The 18035-nt window shown below is 70.4% G+C and carries 21 protein-coding genes and 1 tRNA gene; 7 read left to right on the plus strand and 15 right to left on the minus strand.

The genetic code is table 11. The features are described 5' to 3' along the window. Positions 1–409, plus strand: a 409-nt coding sequence (locus GH736_RS05655) for a CHAD domain-containing protein (RefSeq protein WP_159601055.1), incomplete at its 5' end; no start/stop codon positions are given. A gap of 40 nt (positions 410–449) precedes the next feature. Here GH736_RS05655 and GH736_RS05660 read toward each other — a convergent pair. Further along, a complete protein-coding gene (locus GH736_RS05660; protein WP_159601057.1) occupies positions 450–1082 on the minus strand; it encodes a GNAT family N-acetyltransferase in 633 nt (210 codons plus the stop codon). An 87-nt stretch (positions 1083–1169) separates the two neighbouring features. Here GH736_RS05660 and GH736_RS05665 point away from each other — a divergent pair, with 87 nt between their 5' ends. Both GH736_RS05665 and GH736_RS05670 read left to right on the plus strand, forming a co-directional pair. Continuing rightward, positions 1170–1643, plus strand: a complete 474-nt coding sequence (locus GH736_RS05665) for a MarR family winged helix-turn-helix transcriptional regulator (RefSeq protein WP_159601059.1) — start codon at positions 1170–1172, stop codon at positions 1641–1643. Continuing rightward, positions 1640–2296: a hypothetical protein gene (locus GH736_RS05670; RefSeq protein ID WP_159601061.1), complete on the plus strand. Its 657-nt coding sequence runs from the start codon at positions 1640–1642 to the stop codon at positions 2294–2296. Before GH736_RS05665 ends, GH736_RS05670 begins: the two co-directional genes overlap by 4 nt. 18 nt (positions 2297–2314) lie before the next feature. On the opposite strand, the gene GH736_RS05675 is transcribed toward GH736_RS05670, so the two are convergent. Further along, a complete protein-coding gene (locus GH736_RS05675) occupies positions 2315–2785 on the minus strand; it encodes a hypothetical protein (RefSeq protein ID WP_159601063.1) in 471 nt (156 codons plus the stop codon). Positions 2786–3021: 236 nt separating this feature from the next. Between GH736_RS05675 and GH736_RS05680 the strand changes: the two genes are divergently transcribed. Further along, positions 3022–3098: transfer RNA gene (locus GH736_RS05680), tRNA-Pro, on the plus strand. A 341-nt stretch (positions 3099–3439) separates the two neighbouring features. Further along, complete coding sequence (locus tag GH736_RS05685) at positions 3440–4168, plus strand: SRPBCC family protein (RefSeq protein ID WP_159601065.1); 729 nt, start codon at positions 3440–3442, stop codon at positions 4166–4168. A 1327-nt stretch (positions 4169–5495) separates the two neighbouring features. Here GH736_RS05685 and GH736_RS05690 read toward each other — a convergent pair. The 6 genes from GH736_RS05690 to GH736_RS05715 all read right to left on the minus strand — a co-directional run bounded on the left by GH736_RS05690 (position 5496) and on the right by GH736_RS05715 (position 11071). After that, complete coding sequence (locus GH736_RS05690; RefSeq protein ID WP_159601067.1) at positions 5496–6887, minus strand: DUF2252 domain-containing protein; 1392 nt, start codon at positions 6885–6887, stop codon at positions 5496–5498. Positions 6888–7043: 156 nt separating this feature from the next. Beyond that, complete coding sequence (locus GH736_RS05695; RefSeq protein WP_159601069.1) at positions 7044–8111, minus strand: sodium:calcium antiporter; 1068 nt, start codon at positions 8109–8111, stop codon at positions 7044–7046. A 46-nt stretch (positions 8112–8157) separates the two neighbouring features. Continuing rightward, the gene (locus GH736_RS05700; RefSeq protein ID WP_159601071.1) at positions 8158–8550 is read right to left on the minus strand and encodes a DUF302 domain-containing protein; all 393 of its coding nucleotides are present in this window, start codon (positions 8548–8550) and stop codon (positions 8158–8160) included. Positions 8551–8602: 52 nt separating this feature from the next. Then, a complete protein-coding gene (locus GH736_RS05705; RefSeq protein WP_159601073.1) occupies positions 8603–9289 on the minus strand; it encodes a VanZ family protein in 687 nt (228 codons plus the stop codon). Further along, positions 9286–10362, minus strand: coding sequence for a sensor histidine kinase (locus GH736_RS05710; protein WP_328596795.1), 1077 nt, complete (start codon positions 10360–10362; stop codon positions 9286–9288). Before GH736_RS05710 ends, GH736_RS05705 begins: the two co-directional genes overlap by 4 nt. 10 nt (positions 10363–10372) lie before the next feature. Continuing rightward, a complete protein-coding gene (locus tag GH736_RS05715) occupies positions 10373–11071 on the minus strand; it encodes a response regulator transcription factor (protein ID WP_159601077.1) in 699 nt (232 codons plus the stop codon). 87 nt (positions 11072–11158) lie between these two features. Here GH736_RS05715 and GH736_RS05720 point away from each other — a divergent pair, with 87 nt between their 5' ends. After that, positions 11159–11824 (plus strand): M15 family metallopeptidase, encoded by a 666-nt coding sequence (locus GH736_RS05720; protein WP_159601079.1) that lies wholly within the window; start codon positions 11159–11161, stop codon positions 11822–11824. On the opposite strand, the gene GH736_RS05725 is transcribed toward GH736_RS05720, so the two are convergent. From GH736_RS05725 to GH736_RS05755, 7 genes are read right to left on the minus strand one after another with little or no spacing between them, the layout of a single operon-like run. Continuing rightward, complete coding sequence (locus GH736_RS05725; protein WP_159601081.1) at positions 11825–12334, minus strand: methyltransferase family protein; 510 nt, start codon at positions 12332–12334, stop codon at positions 11825–11827. Positions 12335–12343: 9 nt separating this feature from the next. Then, positions 12344–13063, minus strand: coding sequence for a RibD family protein (locus tag GH736_RS05730; RefSeq protein WP_159601082.1), 720 nt, complete (start codon positions 13061–13063; stop codon positions 12344–12346). After that, positions 13060–14061, minus strand: a complete 1002-nt coding sequence (locus GH736_RS05735) for a lysylphosphatidylglycerol synthase transmembrane domain-containing protein (protein WP_159601084.1) — start codon at positions 14059–14061, stop codon at positions 13060–13062. The genes GH736_RS05730 and GH736_RS05735 overlap by 4 nt, the downstream gene beginning before the upstream one ends. Continuing rightward, a complete protein-coding gene (locus GH736_RS05740) occupies positions 14061–14873 on the minus strand; it encodes an SAM-dependent methyltransferase (RefSeq protein ID WP_159601086.1) in 813 nt (270 codons plus the stop codon). The genes GH736_RS05735 and GH736_RS05740 overlap by 1 nt, the downstream gene beginning before the upstream one ends. Then, complete coding sequence (locus tag GH736_RS05745; RefSeq protein ID WP_159601087.1) at positions 14870–15946, minus strand: glycosyltransferase family 4 protein; 1077 nt, start codon at positions 15944–15946, stop codon at positions 14870–14872. The genes GH736_RS05740 and GH736_RS05745 overlap by 4 nt, the downstream gene beginning before the upstream one ends. Before the next feature lie 5 nt (positions 15947–15951). Then, entirely contained in the window at positions 15952–16353 is a 402-nt protein-coding gene (locus GH736_RS05750) for a 6-pyruvoyl trahydropterin synthase family protein (protein ID WP_159601089.1), read from the minus strand. Continuing rightward, positions 16350–17330, minus strand: a complete 981-nt coding sequence (locus tag GH736_RS05755; RefSeq protein ID WP_235933847.1) for a zinc-dependent alcohol dehydrogenase — start codon at positions 17328–17330, stop codon at positions 16350–16352. The genes GH736_RS05750 and GH736_RS05755 overlap by 4 nt, the downstream gene beginning before the upstream one ends. Before the next feature lie 90 nt (positions 17331–17420). On the opposite strand from GH736_RS05755, the gene GH736_RS05760 reads away from it, so the two are divergent. Continuing rightward, positions 17421–18035: CDP-alcohol phosphatidyltransferase family protein (locus GH736_RS05760; protein ID WP_235933848.1), on the plus strand; the 615-nt coding region annotated here is incomplete at its 3' end.

Here is an 18035-nt window from a genome sequence, read left to right on the forward strand (position 1 = left end):
ACTCGACGTGCTGCGCCGTCTCATCGACGATGAGGCCCGTCGCACCCTCCGTCGCGCCGACCGGGTGCAGGACGGGGGAGACGATGAGGCCCTGCACGAAGTGCGCAAGGCCGGCCGCCGGCTGCGCTACGCCGCCGAGGCGCTCACCGACGATCCGGTCGCGCTGTTCGGGACCCACGTGCGGGCGCTCGCGGAGGTCGGCGACGACCTGCATGACGCGCTGGGCGACCACCGCGATGAGGTGCTGTTCGCGGCGCATGCTCGACGCACAGCCGCGCACGTGGCGCACGAGGGCGGGGCATCGCTCCTGTTCGAGCGGCTGGCCGCGGCGGCGGACGCACGCGCGGCCGATCACCTGCGGAGGCTGCCCGACATCGTGGACCGGCTGCGGGACCTGGTCGCGGAGTGAGCGGCTCCGCGACCTGATCGCGGAGTGAACGGCGGCGCGCTCAAGCCCCGTCGTCGCCGAGCCGAAGCTGCATGATCGCGCGATCGGCGGTGGGTCGCGCAACCTCTTCGAACCCTGCGTGCTCGAACATGGTGACCGTGCCGTGGAACAGGTCGGCCGCGGGGGTCTTGCCACGGGCCGACGGGTCGATCGCGTACCCCTCGAGGATGCGTGCGCCGTGCGCGCGGGCGTAGCCCACCGCCGCCTCGGTCAGGGCGCCCGCGACACCCTTGCGCCGATGGGCCGGTGGCACCACGAAGCAGGTCACCGCCCAGACGTCGGGGTCGGCGAAGTCGGGATACTGCGTGCCGTCGACGACGATGCGGCTGCGCGCCAGCCGGACGAGGTCGGCCCTGGGCTCGACCGCGCACCACCCGACGGGCGTGTCGCCGTCGTAGGCGAGCAGGCCCGGCCCGGCGTCGGGGGTGGCCAGTTGGGCGGCCAACCGGTCGTGCAGCGCCTCGTCGCCGACGGACCTCCAGTCGCTGCCGGGGATCTTGTACCACTGGCACCAGCAGTGCGCCGGATCGCCCTTCGAGCCGAACACGGCCTCGACGTCGGCGAATGGCGCATCCTGCGCCGGGATGATGCGGAGTGCGGCGCTCGGGGTGTCGACGGTGACGCGGGCATCCATGACGACAACGGTAGCGGCGAGGGGCGACATCCGGCGTCGCACTCCCATAGTTCGTGAAGGGAGGTAATGATGTAGTACCATCACGATATGGCCGCCGCGATCACCGTGCTCGACCGACTGCTCGAGATCGGCGAGTTGTTCCAGAAGGACATGGCGCGCGCGTTCAGCGGAACCCCGCTCACGCCCGCGCGCACCCGAGTGCTCTGGGACCTCGCGCACTCGGGTCCGTCGACCCAGCACGCGCTCGCGGCGAGGCTCGAGGTGAGCCCCCGCAACATCACGGGACTCGTCGACGCGCTCGAGGCGGGCGGGTACGTGACCAGGTCGCCCCACCCGACCGATCGCCGGGCGATCATCGTGTCGCTCGCGGCATCCGCCGAGCAGTTCATGCATCAGATGCAGCGCGAGCACGCCGACCTCACGGCCGACCTCCTCGGCGCGGTCGCACCCGCCGACCGCCCGGCCCTCGAGCGCGGCATCGACGCGATCGCGGCACGGCTCCGGGAGCTCGTCGCCGTCGAGGAGGCCCGTCGGGCCGACCGGGTGGAGGCCAAGGCATGACCGTCGTGACGACCGGCCGCCCCGCGGCATCCGTGTGGCAGCGCGTCGGCAGCCTCCTCAAGCGCGCCCTGCTCGTCGAGCTGAAGATCTACGCGAACATCGGGCGGTTCATCGCCCGCCGCCGAGCCGTTCCGCAGGGTGCCTCCGGATTCGGCTACCACAAGCCCGTGTTCACGGTGCTCATGATCTTCATCGTGCTGTCGGCCGTCGAGATCCCGATCATCGACCTCATCGTGCACCGCTGGCCCGCGGTGCGCGTCGCATTCCTGGTTCTCGGCATCTGGGGTGTCACGTGGATGTTCGGCCTGCTCTGCGCGTACCTGATGCGGCCGCACACGGTCGGCCCCGACGGCATCCGCGTGCGGCAGGGCCTCGAGATCGACCTCCACCTGAGCTGGGACGACATCGCCTCGGTCGCGCGCGTCACGCGCGTCGACGAGCCGAAGTCACCGCGGTTCGAGGAGAAGGATGACGCGCGCGTGCTCGTCTTCCGCATGCAGGACGAGACCGACATCGAGATCGAGCTCGAGCGCCCGACCCTCGTGCGCCTTCCGGGGCTCGCCCCCAAGGGCGGCGAACAGGTGATCACCGGACTGCGCATCTGGGTCGACGACCCTCGCGCGTTCATGGACGCGGTGCGCACGCACCTCTGACGACGGATGCCGCGGGCGTCACGCGCGGGCCGGCTCGGCGTCGCGCTCGGGCTCGGCCGTGGGCTGGTCGGCCAGGTCGGTCAGGTCGTCGGGCGCCTCCACCACGCCGGCGTCGGCGCCCGCTGGGGCGCGCTCGCCGTCCTCCTCGTCGAGGTCGTCGACGTCGCCGAGCGCATCGGATGTCGCGTCCGGCGGCGTCACGGACGCCCGGCTCGCCGGGAGTGCCGCCGCTCGAGTGCGCGCGTGGGTCGCGAGCGCCAGGAGCAGCCCCAGGACACCGGCCGCGATGAGCAGCCCGCCGATCGTCGTCCTCGACTGCAGGCCGAGCAGCTCGGCGTAGTCGGAGCCGCCCTGGTTGTAGAAGTCGGCCTGTCCGGCGTTGCCGGTGAGCACCATCCAGGTTCCCGCAGCGGCGACGGCGGCGCCGGCGATCCAGAGCCCGAGGAGCGGAAGGTTGAGCGCCCGGAGGCGGCGGTTCGTGGTGGGCAAGGGTCCTCCTCGTTCGGCGGCGGCGCGCGGCATCCGCGGCTCTGCTCGCGTCGATGTGCGACCGTGATCGGTCCCCACGAAGCTAGGAGGCGCACCTCTGCGTGGGCTATGTCCGCGCCATGCATCAGCCGTGCGAGCCCTGGCCGATCGGCGGCGTCGGCCCGCTCCGTGTGCACGAGCACCCCTCCGGATGCCGCTATGATGGTCAAGTTGTCTTCCGCGAACGCGGTCGGCATCGGGCTGTGGCGCAGCTTGGTAGCGCACTTGACTGGGGGTCAAGGGGTCGCAGGTTCAAATCCTGTCAGCCCGACCAGAAAGTCCCGGAAACTCAAGGGTTTCCGGGACTTTGCGGTTAAGGAATTTGATTCCCGCATCGAGAACCCATCACTTTCGCTCCGTTAGCGCTCGATTCCGGGCGTCGGTCTCCGAACGCTGCGGACATTCCCGGACGACTCGGGATGCGCGGGACACGCGGTCGTACCTAGCAGGTATCAAGTTGAGGCCAAGGTCCTCCTGGGCTCGGTAGCGGGCTGCGATATTTCGTCTCACTCCGTTCGCTGGAGCGCAAGGGGCTGACGCCGCCTTCCGGGTCGTGCGTATGGTGCTTGTCCGGTGGAAATCCGACCGCCGGCTCAATCGAGCGAAGGAGACACCATGACGAAGGTCGAGCACAGGATCCTCGTGAACGTCCCGGTCAGCGTGGCATACAACCAATGGACCCAGTTCGAGGACTTCCCGCATTTCATGGGCGGCATCAAGAAGGTCACCCAGCTGAGCGATGACCATCTCGAGTGGGTCGCCGAGATCGCAGGGGTCCGCCGCAAGTGGGAGGCGACGATCCTCGAGCAGATCCCCGACAGGAAGGTCGCCTGGGCGGCGACCGAGGGCGCGACCAACGCCGGCGAGGTCACCTTCGAGGACATCGGCGGTGGCCAGACGTCGGTGCGCTTGACGCTCGAGTACGAACCGGAGGGTCTCGTCGAGGAGGTCGGCGACAAGCTGAACGTGGTGGAGAGCCGGACGAAGAAGGATCTCGAGCGGTTCAAGGAACTTGTCGAGTCCGAGGGCTACGCGTCCGGCGCGTGGCGGGGAACCATCGAGAACGTCCCCGGCACGCCCGGGATCGAGGACGCGGAGGCGTCCCGCGGCGATTCCGGCAAGGCCGGAGTGTCGGGCAAGGTCGTGGCCGGAGTCGCGGCTGCGGCGGCCGCCGGCGTGGCCGCGGCGGCGGTCGGCAGGAAGTCGGACGCCGATGACGCGGAGACCAAGGTCGAAGTAGTCGTACCGGCGGAGCCAGTCGGCATGGCCGACGAACCGGTGATGACCGACGTCCGCGACCCCGACGTCGACCCCACGCTGCGAGGCGAGCGCCCCGACCGGTAGGAACGCGCCGCTGCCACGCCCAGCGTGGCGACGTCCACGAGGGCCTCCGTCGCGGGGGCCCTCGGCATGGCGCTGTGGATTCCGTCCCGCTTCGCGTTGCAGCGAATGTTGTTAGGTTGATCGTAGGTACGTGTTCTTGATCCTGGGGGTAATGCGTGTGGGCCGCCGTCATCCTGGGTGGCTCCGAGCCGCACGTCCTTCGTCAGCGAGATGACCGAAGCGCGACGGTGATCTGACCCGGTCGTTCTCGCCCGCTGACACGTCGTTGAAGGATCCGGCTGCGGACATCCGCATGCGGATAGCCAGCGAGTATCTAGCCAGAAACCGCAGACTTTCCTCCTAAAATGCCTCGGACTATCGCACGCACGATAACCGCAGTGAGCAGGCTCGAAGCGAGGACGAGGGTCCCTCCGACGGAGGCTACGAGAAGTGGGCCGAAGGGTTCTACATCAAGCCAAATCTGAAAATAGAGAAATGTAATCCCGAGGACTAGGACGCCCAAAGGGAGAGAGAGCAGGCAGGCCACAGTTACGAGCCAGGAAACGGACGCAAAGACACCGAGCACATATAGCGAAACGCACGGCAGGCAGTATCCAAGGAGAACCCAGGTCCAGGACCTCGAAGCCAACTCTCTCATCGATAAATCTCCGGACTGTCCCCGGTTCGACGCCCTCCGTCCACGAAGCCCCACACGCCAGAGTCTCGGTGCAGCGCGAGCAGGGACCGGGACCGGTCGCGGACAACCGCCGTCGCGGCGGCAAGCAGCACGACTCGCCACGCCGGGAGGCGAGATCCAGACGAAGACGGCATAGCTCCACACAATAGCGATCAGGTGGTCCCCGCTGAAGGGCCAGAACCGGACCAGTAGACGGTCGGGCAGCGGCCGCTCATTGGCAAGTCGGCAGAACTCGGAGTCCCGAGGCTGAGATGTGCGGTTTACCCCGCCCGGTGAAGATGCCCGCCAAGGGGCGACATCCGCAAACACGCCTGTGGAGACGGAAGCCACGGGTCTCGATGGCCATCGCGTGCGCCCAACTGCACTGGCGCGAGCGCATCATCTACCCATCACGTTCATTCTGAATCAGCCACATGCGACCGGACATTTTGAAGTAGCGAACCGCTTGGTTCCCTGTCGACACGAGGAATCCGCGAGTTTCCGAGACATCCTGAGGCAACCCCGCGACGGGCTGAATCCTCCAAGGGGCCGCGGCCCCTGCTTCCTCCGGCGTTCGGCAGTGTCTCCGGCACCGACGCGGTTGCTTCGCTCGGTCCGAACCCGAAAGCGTGCCTCGCGTCAGGATCCGGAGGTGCACGCCCCGAACCGCGTTCAGACCCCGGTCTCAGCCGGGAGGCGTCCGGATGCGACCGCTCGGCCTAGCAGCTCGAAGTCGGCCTCGGCGACATCGGCGTAAGCGGCCGACCATGCCGCCGTCGCCTCGGCGAATTCTTCGGATCGGCCGAGGTAGCCCACGATCGCAGCCGAGGCGGGGGACTGCCCGTGTGCCCGAGCCAGGAGTGCGGCGCACAGCGCACCGTACGAGCGGAACTGGTCGGTGTCGAGCGTGTCCGGCTCGATCGACCCCTTCATGTCCCGGAACTGCCGCCAGTAGTAGTCCACGCGGTAACGGTCGGCGGTGTCACCAGCCCAGCCGCGGATCCATCCGACGAAGAGGTCGGAGTTCGCCTGCAGGATCCGCTGGGCGGCGACGACGCGGTGGCCCTCGATGAAGTCAGTCACGCCGGGGCGACCGGGGATGATCGACCGCCGGCCCCCGTACGTCGTCAAGACGGACGGCGGTGCCTCCTTGGCCTGGAGGAAGAGCATGTCGCCGGTGGGGCCCTCGACTGCGAGCAGGTAGCAGCGGGTGCCGACGCTGCCGACGCCGACGACCCGCAGGGCGAAGTCGACCACACGGTACTGCTCCAGCAGGAACGCGATGTCCTCGCGCAGGGTCGCGCGGTATTGGGCGAAGAGGTCGGTGACCTCGCCCAAGGTCGCGTGGTCGACGTGGCGCAGGATGGGAGGTTGATCGACGATGCGGATGCCGCCGTCGACCGAAATCGTCGTCAGGCGCTGCAGGAGCCGCTCGGACGTGCGTGCGCGGGCCTTCTTCGCCGCTTTGCGGACCGTCTGCTCGCCTTTCTCCCCGAGGTGACGTGCGACCGAGGACGTGTCGACCCGGGTGTAGTAGCGCTCCCGCGTGGAGAGACGGCAATAGCCCCGCAACATCTCGCGGTACGCGTCGGCCGCGGCGAAGGCCGCGTCTCGGCATGCGTCCTCGCTCAAGCCGATGTCGCGCCCGCTGATGTACACGCTCGCGGTGAGCCGGCGCACGTCCCACTCCCACGGCGCGACGCCGCCCTCGTCGAAGTCGTTGAGGTCGAAGACGAGCGCGCGTTCGGGCGAGGCGAAGAAGCCGAAGTTCGAGATGTGGGCGTCGCCGCAGGAGACGACCTCGAGGTCGGTGGTGGGTGCACCGCGCAGGTCGGCCGCCATGATCGCCGCCGTGCCCCGGTAGAACGAGAACGGCGATTGCAGCATCCGTCCCACCCGCACCGGCACGAGATCCTTCAGTCTCGACGCGTGCTGTTCCTCGAGGATGCCGAGGGGATCCCGGTCGACGGGGAGGACCAGCTCAGCCAAGCCTCGCCGCGGCAGACGCTTGCGCACCCGGCGCCCGGCTTCGTTCGCCGGTGACCGTCGCTCGCCGTTGCCCATGGGGGCAGGCTACCGCGTGACGGCGAGCAACCGGGGGCGGACGGACACATCCAGTGGGGCCATCCGTCGTCGCCGGAGGTGCGGCGCGGGTCGTCGAAGATCGGTGGCGGGGTCTGACGCTTGCGAAACGGCCGGACGAAGGCGGCGTCCAGCCTCTCATCCGGCGCCGGCGATGGCGAAGAGCCCGACCATGCCGACGAGGTAGAGCACCACTACGACGAGCGAGTCGACGCCCATTCCGAGCACCCGCCGCGTCGGACGGAAGATGAGCCCGACGACGTACACCAGCGTGAGGAGCGCGCCGAGCGCGGTGAGGTAGATGTCGGCTGCGCCGGCCCGGGGGAGGACTGCCGTGCCGGTGATCAGCGTGGCGACGAGGAAGAGCACCGGGAGGAACGCGTTGCCACCGAAGATGTCGCTGACCGCGAGGTCGTCATCCCCCTGCTTCACGGCCTGAAGCCCGGTCGAGATCTCGGGAAGCGACGTCGCGAGCGCCAGGAACGTCGCGCCGAACAGCAGGCCCGACATGCCGAGCTCGTCGGCCGCGGCATCCCCGCTGCGTTCCAGCGCGACGCCGGCCCCCAGCGTGGCGAGCGCCCCGATCGTGAAGACCACCCACGCCTTCGTCGTGGACATCGACGCATGCGGCGGCTCCGGCCGGCTGCGTCGACGCCGCGGCACGGGCGACGACGGCGGGGCCGCGCCCGTGGCCTGCCAGGGGAGGGCAGCGGAGGCCCGCCGAACGAGGAGCAGTGCCGCAACCCAGAGCACGGCGATCAGCACCACGTCGGCGGTGAGGCGCCCGAAGATCGCACTGTCCGGCAGCTGCGTGCCCGCCACCACGACGGTGAGGATCGCCACCACCATCACCGCCTCGACGCCCAGCACCAGCGAGGCGGCACGGTACGTCAGCGGCCGGGCGCCCGGTGCCCGCCTGCCGAACACGTCGAGGATGACGAGCACGACCGTCTGCAGGGCGATGCCTCCGAGGATGTTGCCGACCGCCACCGAGATGTCGCCCGACATCGCCGCACTGACGGTGATCGCGATCTCGGGCAGGTTCGTCGCGATCGCCAGCACGATCAACCCGCCGAGGGCGCTGCCGATCCCCAGACGCGCGTCCAGCACATCCGTCGTGCGGGACAGCTGGATGCCCGCGACCCACACCACCGCCGCCGCGGCGACGAAGATCACGGCCAACAGCCAGAGGGGCAACCCGTCCATAGCCCCCAGTGAACACGGAAAACAGCGGGCCCCGCGCCAATGGCGCTCAGTTCTCGGTGGTCACCTCGGTGACGAGTTGCGCCAACAACCCGCCGAGCCTGCCGATCGTCTCGTTCGCAGGTGCGAGATCGTAGGAGTCCGCAAGGCTCCGGGGGTCGTGAGAGGCGACATGCGTGCGCTGCCCGTCGGACCAGGCGAGGATCCGCAACGGCAGGTCGATGCCCACGCGCGCGTCCGCCACCATCAAGGCGGTGCCGACGCGCGGGTCGCCGAAGATCACGACGGTCTCGTCGTGGAGCTCGAGACCCGCCTCGCGAGCAGCCGCAGCGTGGTCGATGACGGCGAACACGTGGATGCCACGCCGTGCGAGCCCCGCCCGCAGCGCGTCGATCACCTCGGGGACGGATCGGCCGGTCGTCGTCTCCACGAGATTCGTCATCGGGCTCTCCTTCGCTGGCAGCGGCCTCGTCGCCGGTCCCGGAAAGGCTGCGTCAGAACGGGTTCTCCCGGCAGTACTGCGCGTGCGCCGCCCGTTCGAGCCGACGGCGCTCCACCGAGGCCGCACCCGTTCGTTCTCCCGACGCATCCTGGCCGGCGACCAGGACGTCGCGTGGCGGCGAGAAGCTCAGCGGAGAGACGACGACGATCGCCGCCGCCAGCAGCGCGAGCACCGTCAGCACGGCGCAGATCCGCGACATGACCGCGCTCGCGCGTGGGCCCAGCTTGCGTCGCGCCAGTGCGAGCACGCCGAGCCCGGCCAGCCCACCGGCGGTGTTCGTGACGAGATCGGTCACGTCGGAGCTGCCGACGGCCAGGACGTACTGGACGACCTCCATCGCGAGGCTCGCGCCCGCGAGGGCGGCTGCGCTCCGCCACCACGACCAGGCCGGCGCGAGGAGGCCGAGATAGACGCCGAAGGGCACGAAGAGCAGGACGTTCACGACCACCTCGGACGGCGCGCTGGCACCGTCGCACGCGCTCGGCGCGAACGGGACGAGCTTGAGCTGGCGCAGGTCGCCCGTTCCGACGAATGGGATCTCGAGCTTCCAGATCACGATCCACGTGAGCAGTGCGAGGTACACGGCGAACAGCACCGGCAGCAGGATGCCGCTGCGCGCCCGTCGTGCGTCACTCCCACGCTCCCCGGGCGACGAGCGGGGCAGCTCCTCGACGCTCATCGGATGGCACCCGATGCCGCGGCCGGAAGCGCCGCCGTCACGCGCATCCCGCCCTCGGGGCGCCCGACGATCGTCAGGCGTCCGTCGTGCGCCGTGACGATGCTCGCCACGATCGCCAAGCCCAGGCCGACCCCGGCATGGTCGCCGCGGAGGCGTTCGGTGCCCCGCTGGAACGGCTCGGTCAGCGTGGAGACGAGTTGCGGCGCGAGGTGCTCGCCCGTGTTCTCGACCGTCAGCGTGACGGACCGCGGGTCGACGGCGGTGCTCACGTGCACGGTGCCGTGGTCGGGGAGGTTGTGCACGATGGCGTTGTGCACGAGGTTCGTGGTCATCTGCAGCAGCAGCGCGTGCGAGCCGAGCGTGGGCGCGATGTCGCCGGAGGTCTCGAGGACGACACCGCGCTGCTCGGCGAGCGGGAGGAGCGTCTCCACCGCTTCCTCCGCCAGCAGGGACAGGTCCACCTCCTCGCGGGTGAACGACCGCTGGTCGGCGCGGCTGAGCAGGAGCAACGCCTCGGTGAGGGCGATCGCCCGGTCGTTGACGATGCGAAGGCGCTCCATGAGGGCGCCGTGGTCGCGGTCGGGATCGGTCCGGGCGACCTCGAGCAGCGTCTGCGTGATGGCGAGCGGGGTCCGCAACTCGTGCGAGGCGTTCGCGGCGAACCTCCGCTGCTCTGCCACCTGCGCCTCGAGCCGGGCGAGCATCGCGTCGAAGCTGTCCGCGAGCTCGCGGAACTCGTCGTTCCGGCCCTCCAGTTCGATGCGGTACGAGAGCGAGCCGTTCGCGGCCCGGCGCGTGGCCTCCGTGATCCGTGCCAGGGGCACGAGCATCCGCCCGGCCAGGAACCACCCGCCGACGAGGCCGAATGCCAACAGGAACAGGAGGACCCAGGCGACGACCGGCCCGAACGCGCGGACCAGGTCGTCGCGACCGGGCACGAACCCGTCGATGGTCTGGCTCGCGCGGGCGGGCACGTAGCGGAGGAGGAACAGCCACACGGCCGCGAGCAGCAGGAAGCTCGCGACCATGAGGAAGCCCGCGTAGCTCAGCGTGAGCTTCAGGCGGACGCTCATTCCCGGCGCCCTACCCACGCGCGCCTCCGCTCGAGCCCGGGGCGGATGCCTCGGGGTCGACGCGATACCCGACCCCGGGTACCGTCGCGATGACCCACGGCTCGCCGAGCCGCTTGCGCAGGGCGGAGACCGTGATGCGCACGGCGTTGGTGAACGGGTCGGCGTTCGCATCCCATGCCCGCTCCAGCAGCTCCTCGGCGCTGACGACCCCGCCCTCGGCGGCGACGAGGACTTCGAGCACCGCGAACTGCTTCCTCGTCAGGGCGACGTAGCGGCCGTCGCGGTAGACCTCGCGGCGGAAGGGATCCAGGCGGAGCCCGGCGATCTCGTGCACCGGCGGTCGGTTGTGCGCCCGTCTGCGGTCGAGCGCACGAAGCCGGAGCACGAGCTCCTGCAGCTCGAACGGCTTGGTGAGGTAGTCATCGGCTCCGAGCCCGAACCCCGAGGCCTTGTCGTCCAGCCGATCGGCGGCGGTGAGCATCAGGATCGGCATCCCGCCGCCCGAGGCGACGATGCTCGCCGCCACCTCGTCGCCGGACGGAGCCGGGATGTCACGGTCGAGCACGGCGAGGTCGTAGGAGTTGATGCTCAGCAGTTCGAGCGCCGTCTCCCCGTCGGCGGCGATGTCGGCCGCGATCGCCTCCAGGCGCAGCCCATCGCGGATGGCCTCCGCCATGAACGGCTCGTCCTCCACCACCAGCACACGCATGCTGGCAATGCTAGGAGCCGATGCATATCGTCGGCGTATCCGAAACCGGATACGCCCCGGCAACGCACGCTCGCGTTGGCTGGCTGCATGAGTCGCACCACCCTGTCCCGCACCCCGAGCCGATCCCGCGCCCGCAGCACGCTCTGGGCGGCCGTCGTCGCCCTGCTCGTCGTCGTCGCCTCGGCGACGGTGCTCGGAATGCTCATCCCACCGTCGGCGTCGTCGTCCGCCTCGTCGTTCGGTGAGGGTCTGCGCGATGGCGACGGTGCGGGCGCGCCGGTGATGCCCGACGGCGACGTCACCGACGCCGACGGCCTGCTGCCGGACGGCGTGACCGTCTTCGATACGGCGTATCCCGGCGTCGGCAATCTCGACCCCGATCTGCTCAATGCGCTGCGCGAGGCCGCGTCGGATGCCGCGCAGGACGGCATCGCCTTCGTCGTGAACAGCGGCTGGCGCTCCGCGGAATACCAGGAGCGGCTGCTGGAGGATGCGGTGGGCACCTACGGGTCTGCGGCGGAGGCCGCGCGCTGGGTGGCCACCGCGAGCACCTCGGCCCACGTCTCGGGCGACGCGGTCGACATCGGCGACTTCGAGGCCGACGCATGGCTGTCGTCACACGGTTCCCGGTACGGCCTCTGCCCGATCTACGACAACGAGCCGTGGCACTTCGAGCTGCGCGACGAGGCGGTCGAAGCGGGCTGCCCCGCCACGTTCGCCGACCCGACCGAGGATCCGAGGATGCAGCAGTGATCAGCCACGCCATGGCGTGAGCCGCGGCCACCAACCCGGGACGTTGCGCCGATAGTCGACGTACTGCTCGCCGTAGGTCTCGGTGAGCGTCGGCTCCTCGTAGCCCTTCACGAATCCCACGAACGCCGCGAGCACGATGGCCGCGTACAGCAGGAGCCACCAGTTGGCGAACAGGAGCGCCTGGCCGAGGATGATCGCGAGCACTGCGAGGTACATCGGGTTGCGCACGTATCGGTAGACGCCGGTCACGACGAGCGTCGCCGTCGGAGCGAGGGGAGCGGGCGTTCCGCGGTGCCGCGCGAACAGCGCGAAGGCGTGCAGCAGGAACGCCACGCCGACCCCGATCGCGATCCAGGCGACCGGCAGCACGACCCAGGCGGCGGTGCCCCAGTCGTGCCAACGCCAGCCGGAGATGAGCCAAGGGATGAGGCCGGCGACGATTCCGGGTGCGAGGAAGAGGAAGACGATCGTGCCGATCCACGCGCGTGCTGACGACGCTGCCTTCGCCATGGGCGTCAGCTAGTCCGGTTCGCCGGGGTGGGAACCACCGGGTGCCGGGCCGCGCTCGGACAGTGCATACCGCAGGAGCACCATGTCGCCGACTCGACGGCTCTCGGCGAGAGGTGCTCGGCGGTCGGAATTCCACGGGAATGTGCCGTCGCCGATCAAGCGCGGGGCTCGCCGGTCGCCGACGAAGAACGGGGCGATGGCCAACTGGAGTTCATCGACGAGGTCGGACGCCAGGAACTGGGTGAACACGGTTCCGCCGCCTTCGACGAGGAGCGTCCGCACGCCCCGGTCATGCAGTTCGCCGACGAGATCGACCACGGTGAGCTCTTCGGCCAATCCCACGATGGTGGCACGATCACCGAGCCGTTCCCGGATGCCGCGGGTCAAGGACCCGGGGCAGTAGACCAGCTTCTCGGTGTCGCCGAAGGTGAAGAACCTCGACTGCGGATCGAGGTCGCCGGTCGCCGTGACGGTCACCTTCCAGGGCGACGGGGGACGGCCCTCGGCTTCACGCCGACTCCGTCGCTGCTCGCTGCGCACGAGCAGCCTCGGATTGTCGGCCCGTACGGTGCGTGCTCCGACGAGGATGGCGTCGCAGTGCGCGCGCACCTCGTCGACCCGGTCGAAGTCGGCCTCGTTCGAGAGCGCAAGGCGCGGCGGTGAGGCGGTGTCGAGGTATCCGTCGATGGACATGGCGGCGCTGAGGATCACGTACGGACGGTCGGTCACGATTCCTCCTTCCGGCCCGTGCCGGTCAGCACGACCGTACGCGCCGGTAGGGGCGTTCGAACACCACGGACCGCGGATGTCGCGGCGACGACGAGTCCGGGGGCGACGGCCATCATCGCGAGGAAGCCGAAGAGGGCGGATGCCGCGACCCCGGTGGAGGCGCCGAGGCCGGCGACGGCGAACGCCCAAGCGGCGATTCCCTCGCGCGGCCCCCACCCGCCGAGGTTCAGGGGGATGGATCCTGCGATCAGGACGACGAGCGCGAGGGCGGCGAGGCGCGTCGGTGGCACGCTGGCTCCCACCGCGGCGACCGCGACGCCGAACGTCACGACGTGGCACGCGACCACCACCATCGAGGCGACGACGACTCGCACGAATGGGCCGGGAGACCCGACGCCTGCCGAGAGCTCATCGAGCTCGCGCCGCAGCGCCCGTCGCAGGCGGGCACTCGCTGCCACCGTTGCGAGCGCTGCGAGGACGAGCACGCCGACGACCACGCCGAGCGTCGAGAGCAGGACTCCCTCGAACTCCGAACCGAACCACGCGATGACGACGACGGCGAGGGCGAGCTGCACCACCTGCCCGATGGTGCGCTCGATGACGACGGCGCGAGCCCCCTGCGCCACGTTGCCCGCGTTGCGGCCTTGCGTCACCGCGCGCTGGACGTCACCGAGCACGCCGCCGGGAAGGACGGTGTTGAGGAACTGCGACCGGTAGTACATGCCGACCGCCTCAGGGAAGCGGACACCCACCCCGAGTCGCCCCGCGATGATGCTCCAGCGCCACGCCGCCGCGGCGGTGGCGACGGCGGAGAGCGCGAGCGCAACGGCGATCACGTGCAGGTCCACGCTGAGCAGGCCCTCCAGGAGCGGCCCCGTGCCGACCTGGGCGACCACCGCGATGAGCACGCCGACCCCCACGACCACACGTGCGGCGAGTCGGAGCCGCCGCGACGAGCGGGCCACGCGGAGCAGTGTTGTGATCGTCGACGCGGACATCACGGCCACGCCAGGAGATCGGTGTGCGCGACCTCGGCCGAGAGCGCACCGCGTCGCGACTGCGACGAACGAAGGGCGCGGTACGCCGCGCCGTCCACTCGGAGATCGGCACGCTCCTGGAGCGCGGCATCGCACCACCCGGCGAACCACTCGTCGAGGAGTGGTTGATCGTGGTCGCCGAGCCGCCAGGGGGTGGCGGCGGCTCGAACGTTCCAGCCGGCCTCGAGGAATCGTCGTCGCGCGAGCGCGACGGCCGTGGGCCCGACGAGACGGCGCGCCCCCGCACGACGTCGCTGGTGCGCATTGAACGCGGCCTCGAACTCGTCGTCGCGAGGATCCCAGGGATCGAGGCTGACCCGCCCGGTCACGCTGAGGCTCAGCAGCACGGGGCATCCGACGCCGACGCACGCGCCGGTGAGGGCGCCGACCTCGGTCGATGTCAGCACGTCGAGCAACGCGGAAGCGGTCACCAGCGAGGCGCCGTCGAGGTCGTCGGACTCGAGGTGCGCGAGCTCGCCGCTCCGCGCGCGGATCGAGACCGATCGTCCTTCACGATCGTTCGCGCCGGCGTGCATCGCCCGTTCGATGAGGCTGGCGTTCCAGTCGTGCAGGACCCAGGTCTGCGGGCCGGGGAGCTGCGGCGCGAGCCAGCGCATCATCGAGCCGGTCCCGCTTCCCAGGTCGTGGATCAGAATCGGACCCGGCGCCAGCTGCCCGGCTGCTGCGAGCGCGAGGTGGCGGGACCGGGCGCGGGCGTCCTCCGGCTCGCGGAGCGCGAGCCAGTCGCTGCTGACCTCGATGACCTCGGTCATCCGGCGCGCCGCCGCTCGGAATCGGCGGCGGCGGTGCGGGGTGGTCCCAGCGCCGTTGCGACGATTCGCGCGGTCTCGGCCCAGGTTCGCCTCCTGGCACGTGAGCGCACCGCCTCCGCCTTGAGCACCGCACGCCGAGGAGGTTCCGCCCACCACCGGCGGAGCACCGCACGCAACGCCACCGGGTCATCGGGAGGGATGAGGATGGCGGCGGTGCTCCCTGCGATCGCCTCGGGCACCCCGCCGACGCGCGATGCCACGACCGGGATCCCTCGTGCGACCGCCTCGGCGGCCACCATGCCGTAGCTCTCGGCGCGCGATGGCACGACCACGAGGTCGGCGGCGTGGTACGCCGCGGCGAGCCGCCGACCGGCGAGCACTCCGTGCAGTCCGATGCGCTCCGTGAGCCCCGCGAATCGGATGGCGTCGGCGGTCCGGTTCGCGAACTCGGGGTCGGCGCTCAGCGAGCCCACGATCGAGCAGCTCCATCCGGGCAGATCGTCCATGCCCGCCAGCGCGTTGACCAGCACGTCCTGGCCCTTGTGAAATGCGACTGCGCCGACGCAGAGCAGGTGGCCCCCGGATGCGGATCCCGTCGCCGCCGGTGCGGCGTCGGTGCCCGGACGAGCGACGACGACGCGATCGGGTTCCGCGAGCGTGCGGGCGACGAGTTCGGAACGGGTCCATTCGCTGGTCGCGATGACACGCCGGGCGGCGTGCAGGGCAAGGCGTTCCCGTTCCGCCGTTCGCGCGCGATCCGGGATACGGGGCAGGGCGCTTGCGACCATGTGCGCCAGCACGACGATCCGAAGCCGCGTCGACTGCGCATCGAGCGCTCGCGATGCCGCGACCGCGACCAGTCCGTCGACCAGCACGACCGTGTCGCGCCGGAGCGCGGACAGCGCGCTCGCGACCTCCCGCCCGCCGTCTGCTGCCACCCGCACCATCCGCACGTCGACGCCCTGTGCTCGGAGGGCATCGCAGATGCGCCGGTCGTAGACGTTGCCGCCGCTGACGCGCTCGTCATCGTCGATGCCGTCGGGCACGAGGAACTGCACCGCTGCGTCCGCCATTCGTCTCACAACGTCCGCTCGTACGTCGCCCAGGCGATGTGGGACTCGTGGAGCGTCACCTCGATGGACGACAGCCGCCCGTCGGCCGACCCGAGTCGTCCATCGGCGACGCGCTCCGCGAGGCGGTCGGCGATCACCTGGCAGAGTCGTTCGGTCGTGGTGTTCATGCCCGCGAACTCGGCCTCGTCGTCGAGGTTGCGATAGGTCAGCGAACCCGTGATCTCGCTGAGCGCCTCGGCCGCGCGCCCGATGTCGACGACCACGCCGTCGCCGTCGAGGTCGCTCGCACGGAACGACGCGTCGACGATGAAGGTCGCCCCGTGCAGGCGCTGCGCCGGCCCGAACGTCGCTCCCGAGAAGCTGTGGGCGACCATCATGTGGTCCCGAACGGTCAGGGTGAAGGTCATTCGGCGTCCGTCCAATCGATCGTGTGGCAGAGCTCCGCGCCCTGCCCCGTCGCGAGCCCTTCCATCACCGCGGGGAGCTCGCTCCAGGGGGAGTCCCCCGTGAGCAGCGCGTCGAAGGCGGGATCCTGCAGGAGGTCGAGCGCGAGCGCCAGCCGGTCGCGCGTCGTGCGCGTGCCGCGGCGACGACGCGCCACGGCGCCCACCTGGCTCGACCGGATCGTCAGGCGGCGCGAGTGGAAGTCGGCTCCCAGTGCGAGCGTCACCGGCCGGTCGCCGTACCAGCTGGCCTCGATCACGTCCCCGTCCGTCACGACGGATGCGAGTGCGAGCTGGAGCCCGGCCTCCGACCCGCTCGTGTTGACGACGAGATCGCGGTCGCCCGGCGCGTCCCCCGGTTCGGCGAAGCGCACGCCGAGTCGGTCGGCGACGGTGCGACGCGACGCGTCGACGTCGACGAGCACCACGTCGAGACCCGGGATGCCACGGGCCAGCCGCGCGATGCTGCATCCGATCATGCCCGCGCCCACGATCGTCACCCGGTCTCCGACCAGCGGGGCGGCATCCCACAGCACGTTCACCGCCGTCTCGACCGCGCCCGCGAGCACCGCACGGCGGGCGGGCACGCCGTGGGGGACGGGGACCACGGCCTCGGCCGGAACGACGAAGCGGGATTGGTGGGGGAACAGCGTGAAGACCGTGCGGCCGCGGAGGTCGTCGGGCCCCTGCTCGACGACGCCGACGTTGAGGTAGCCGTACTTCACCGGGCCTGGAAACCCGCCCTCCTGGAACGGCGCGCGCATCCGCTCGTGCTCGCTGCTCGGCACCCGCCCCTGGAAGACGGAGGTCTCGGTGCCGCGGCTGATGCCCGTGCGGCTCGTCCGGACGAGCACGTCGCCGTCGCCGACCGGGCCGATCGGGGCCCGTCGCATGACCCCGACGCCGGGCCGGTCGATCCAGAACGCCACAGCCTCGAGCAACGGTACGCCTCCTTCGGTGAACCTTCCGGGGATGCCCTACGTGTACATGATGAATATGCTCCGTGAGATGCTCCCTGACAAGGACACGTGATGGCGACCAATGAGGTTCACCTCGCACCGATCGGGCTGGCCGGACTCGGCGGGGCGGGTCTGGCGATGATCTGGGCCGTCGACGGGCTGCCGCCGATCGGCTGGATCGCCGCGCTGGCTTACCTGACGGCGAGCAACGCGCTGTTGCTCGGAGCGCTGCGGCGCGCGCGGGCGTCGCGTCTCGGCTGGGCGAATGCCGTCACGGCGATGAGATCGACCTTGGTCGGCGTCATCACCGGACTGGTCGCCGCGTCCTTCGTCGCCCCCATCCCGGTGCCGCTCCTGATCTGCCTCGTCGTCCCGGCCCTCGTGCTGGACGCGGTCGACGGGTGGATCGCCCGGGGGACCGGGACCACGACGGAGCTCGGTGCGCGGTTCGACATGGAGGTGGACGCGTTCCTCCTGCTCGTGCTGAGTGCGTACGTGGCACCGATCCTCGGGGCCTGGGTGCTCGCGATCGGCCTGATGCGCTACGCCTTCGTCGCCGCCGGATGGATGCTTCCGTGGCTTCGCGGGCGGCTCCCGTACCGCTATTGGCGCAAGGTCGTGACGGCCGCGCAGGGAATCGCCCTCACCCTCGCGGCATCCGGCCTGATCCCCGAGGTCGCGGGTGCG

The organism is Agromyces humi (assembly GCF_009720255.1).
In the GTDB taxonomy this organism is placed as follows: domain Bacteria; phylum Actinomycetota; class Actinomycetes; order Actinomycetales; family Microbacteriaceae; genus Agromyces; species Agromyces humi.

Excerpts from the sequence above, each read along its gene's own strand:
- GH736_RS05685 (WP_159601065.1), top strand. The coding sequence starts at position 3,440 with ATGACGAAGGTCGAGCACAGGATCCTCGTGAACGTCCCGGTCAGCGTG.
- GH736_RS05690 (WP_159601067.1), bottom strand. The coding sequence starts at position 6,887 with ATGGGCAACGGCGAGCGACGGTCACCGGCGAACGAAGCCGGGCGCCGG.
- GH736_RS05735 (WP_159601084.1), bottom strand. The coding sequence starts at position 14,061 with ATGTCCGCGTCGACGATCACAACACTGCTCCGCGTGGCCCGCTCGTCG.
- GH736_RS05660 (WP_159601057.1), bottom strand. The coding sequence starts at position 1,082 with ATGGATGCCCGCGTCACCGTCGACACCCCGAGCGCCGCACTCCGCATC.
- GH736_RS05740 (WP_159601086.1), bottom strand. The coding sequence starts at position 14,873 with ATGACCGAGGTCATCGAGGTCAGCAGCGACTGGCTCGCGCTCCGCGAG.
- GH736_RS05700 (WP_159601071.1), bottom strand. The coding sequence starts at position 8,550 with ATGACGAATCTCGTGGAGACGACGACCGGCCGATCCGTCCCCGAGGTG.
- GH736_RS05750 (WP_159601089.1), bottom strand. The coding sequence starts at position 16,353 with ATGACCTTCACCCTGACCGTTCGGGACCACATGATGGTCGCCCACAGC.
- GH736_RS05745 (WP_159601087.1), bottom strand. The coding sequence starts at position 15,946 with ATGGCGGACGCAGCGGTGCAGTTCCTCGTGCCCGACGGCATCGACGAT.
- GH736_RS05705 (WP_159601073.1), bottom strand. The coding sequence starts at position 9,289 with ATGAGCGTCGAGGAGCTGCCCCGCTCGTCGCCCGGGGAGCGTGGGAGT.
- GH736_RS05715 (WP_159601077.1), bottom strand. The coding sequence starts at position 11,071 with ATGCGTGTGCTGGTGGTGGAGGACGAGCCGTTCATGGCGGAGGCCATC.
- GH736_RS05665 (WP_159601059.1), top strand. The coding sequence starts at position 1,170 with ATGGCCGCCGCGATCACCGTGCTCGACCGACTGCTCGAGATCGGCGAG.
- GH736_RS05670 (WP_159601061.1), top strand. The coding sequence starts at position 1,640 with ATGACCGTCGTGACGACCGGCCGCCCCGCGGCATCCGTGTGGCAGCGC.
- GH736_RS05695 (WP_159601069.1), bottom strand. The coding sequence starts at position 8,111 with ATGGACGGGTTGCCCCTCTGGCTGTTGGCCGTGATCTTCGTCGCCGCG.
- GH736_RS05725 (WP_159601081.1), bottom strand. The coding sequence starts at position 12,334 with ATGGCGAAGGCAGCGTCGTCAGCACGCGCGTGGATCGGCACGATCGTC.
- GH736_RS05710 (WP_328596795.1), bottom strand. The coding sequence starts at position 10,362 with ATGAGCGTCCGCCTGAAGCTCACGCTGAGCTACGCGGGCTTCCTCATG.
- GH736_RS05720 (WP_159601079.1), top strand. The coding sequence starts at position 11,159 with ATGAGTCGCACCACCCTGTCCCGCACCCCGAGCCGATCCCGCGCCCGC.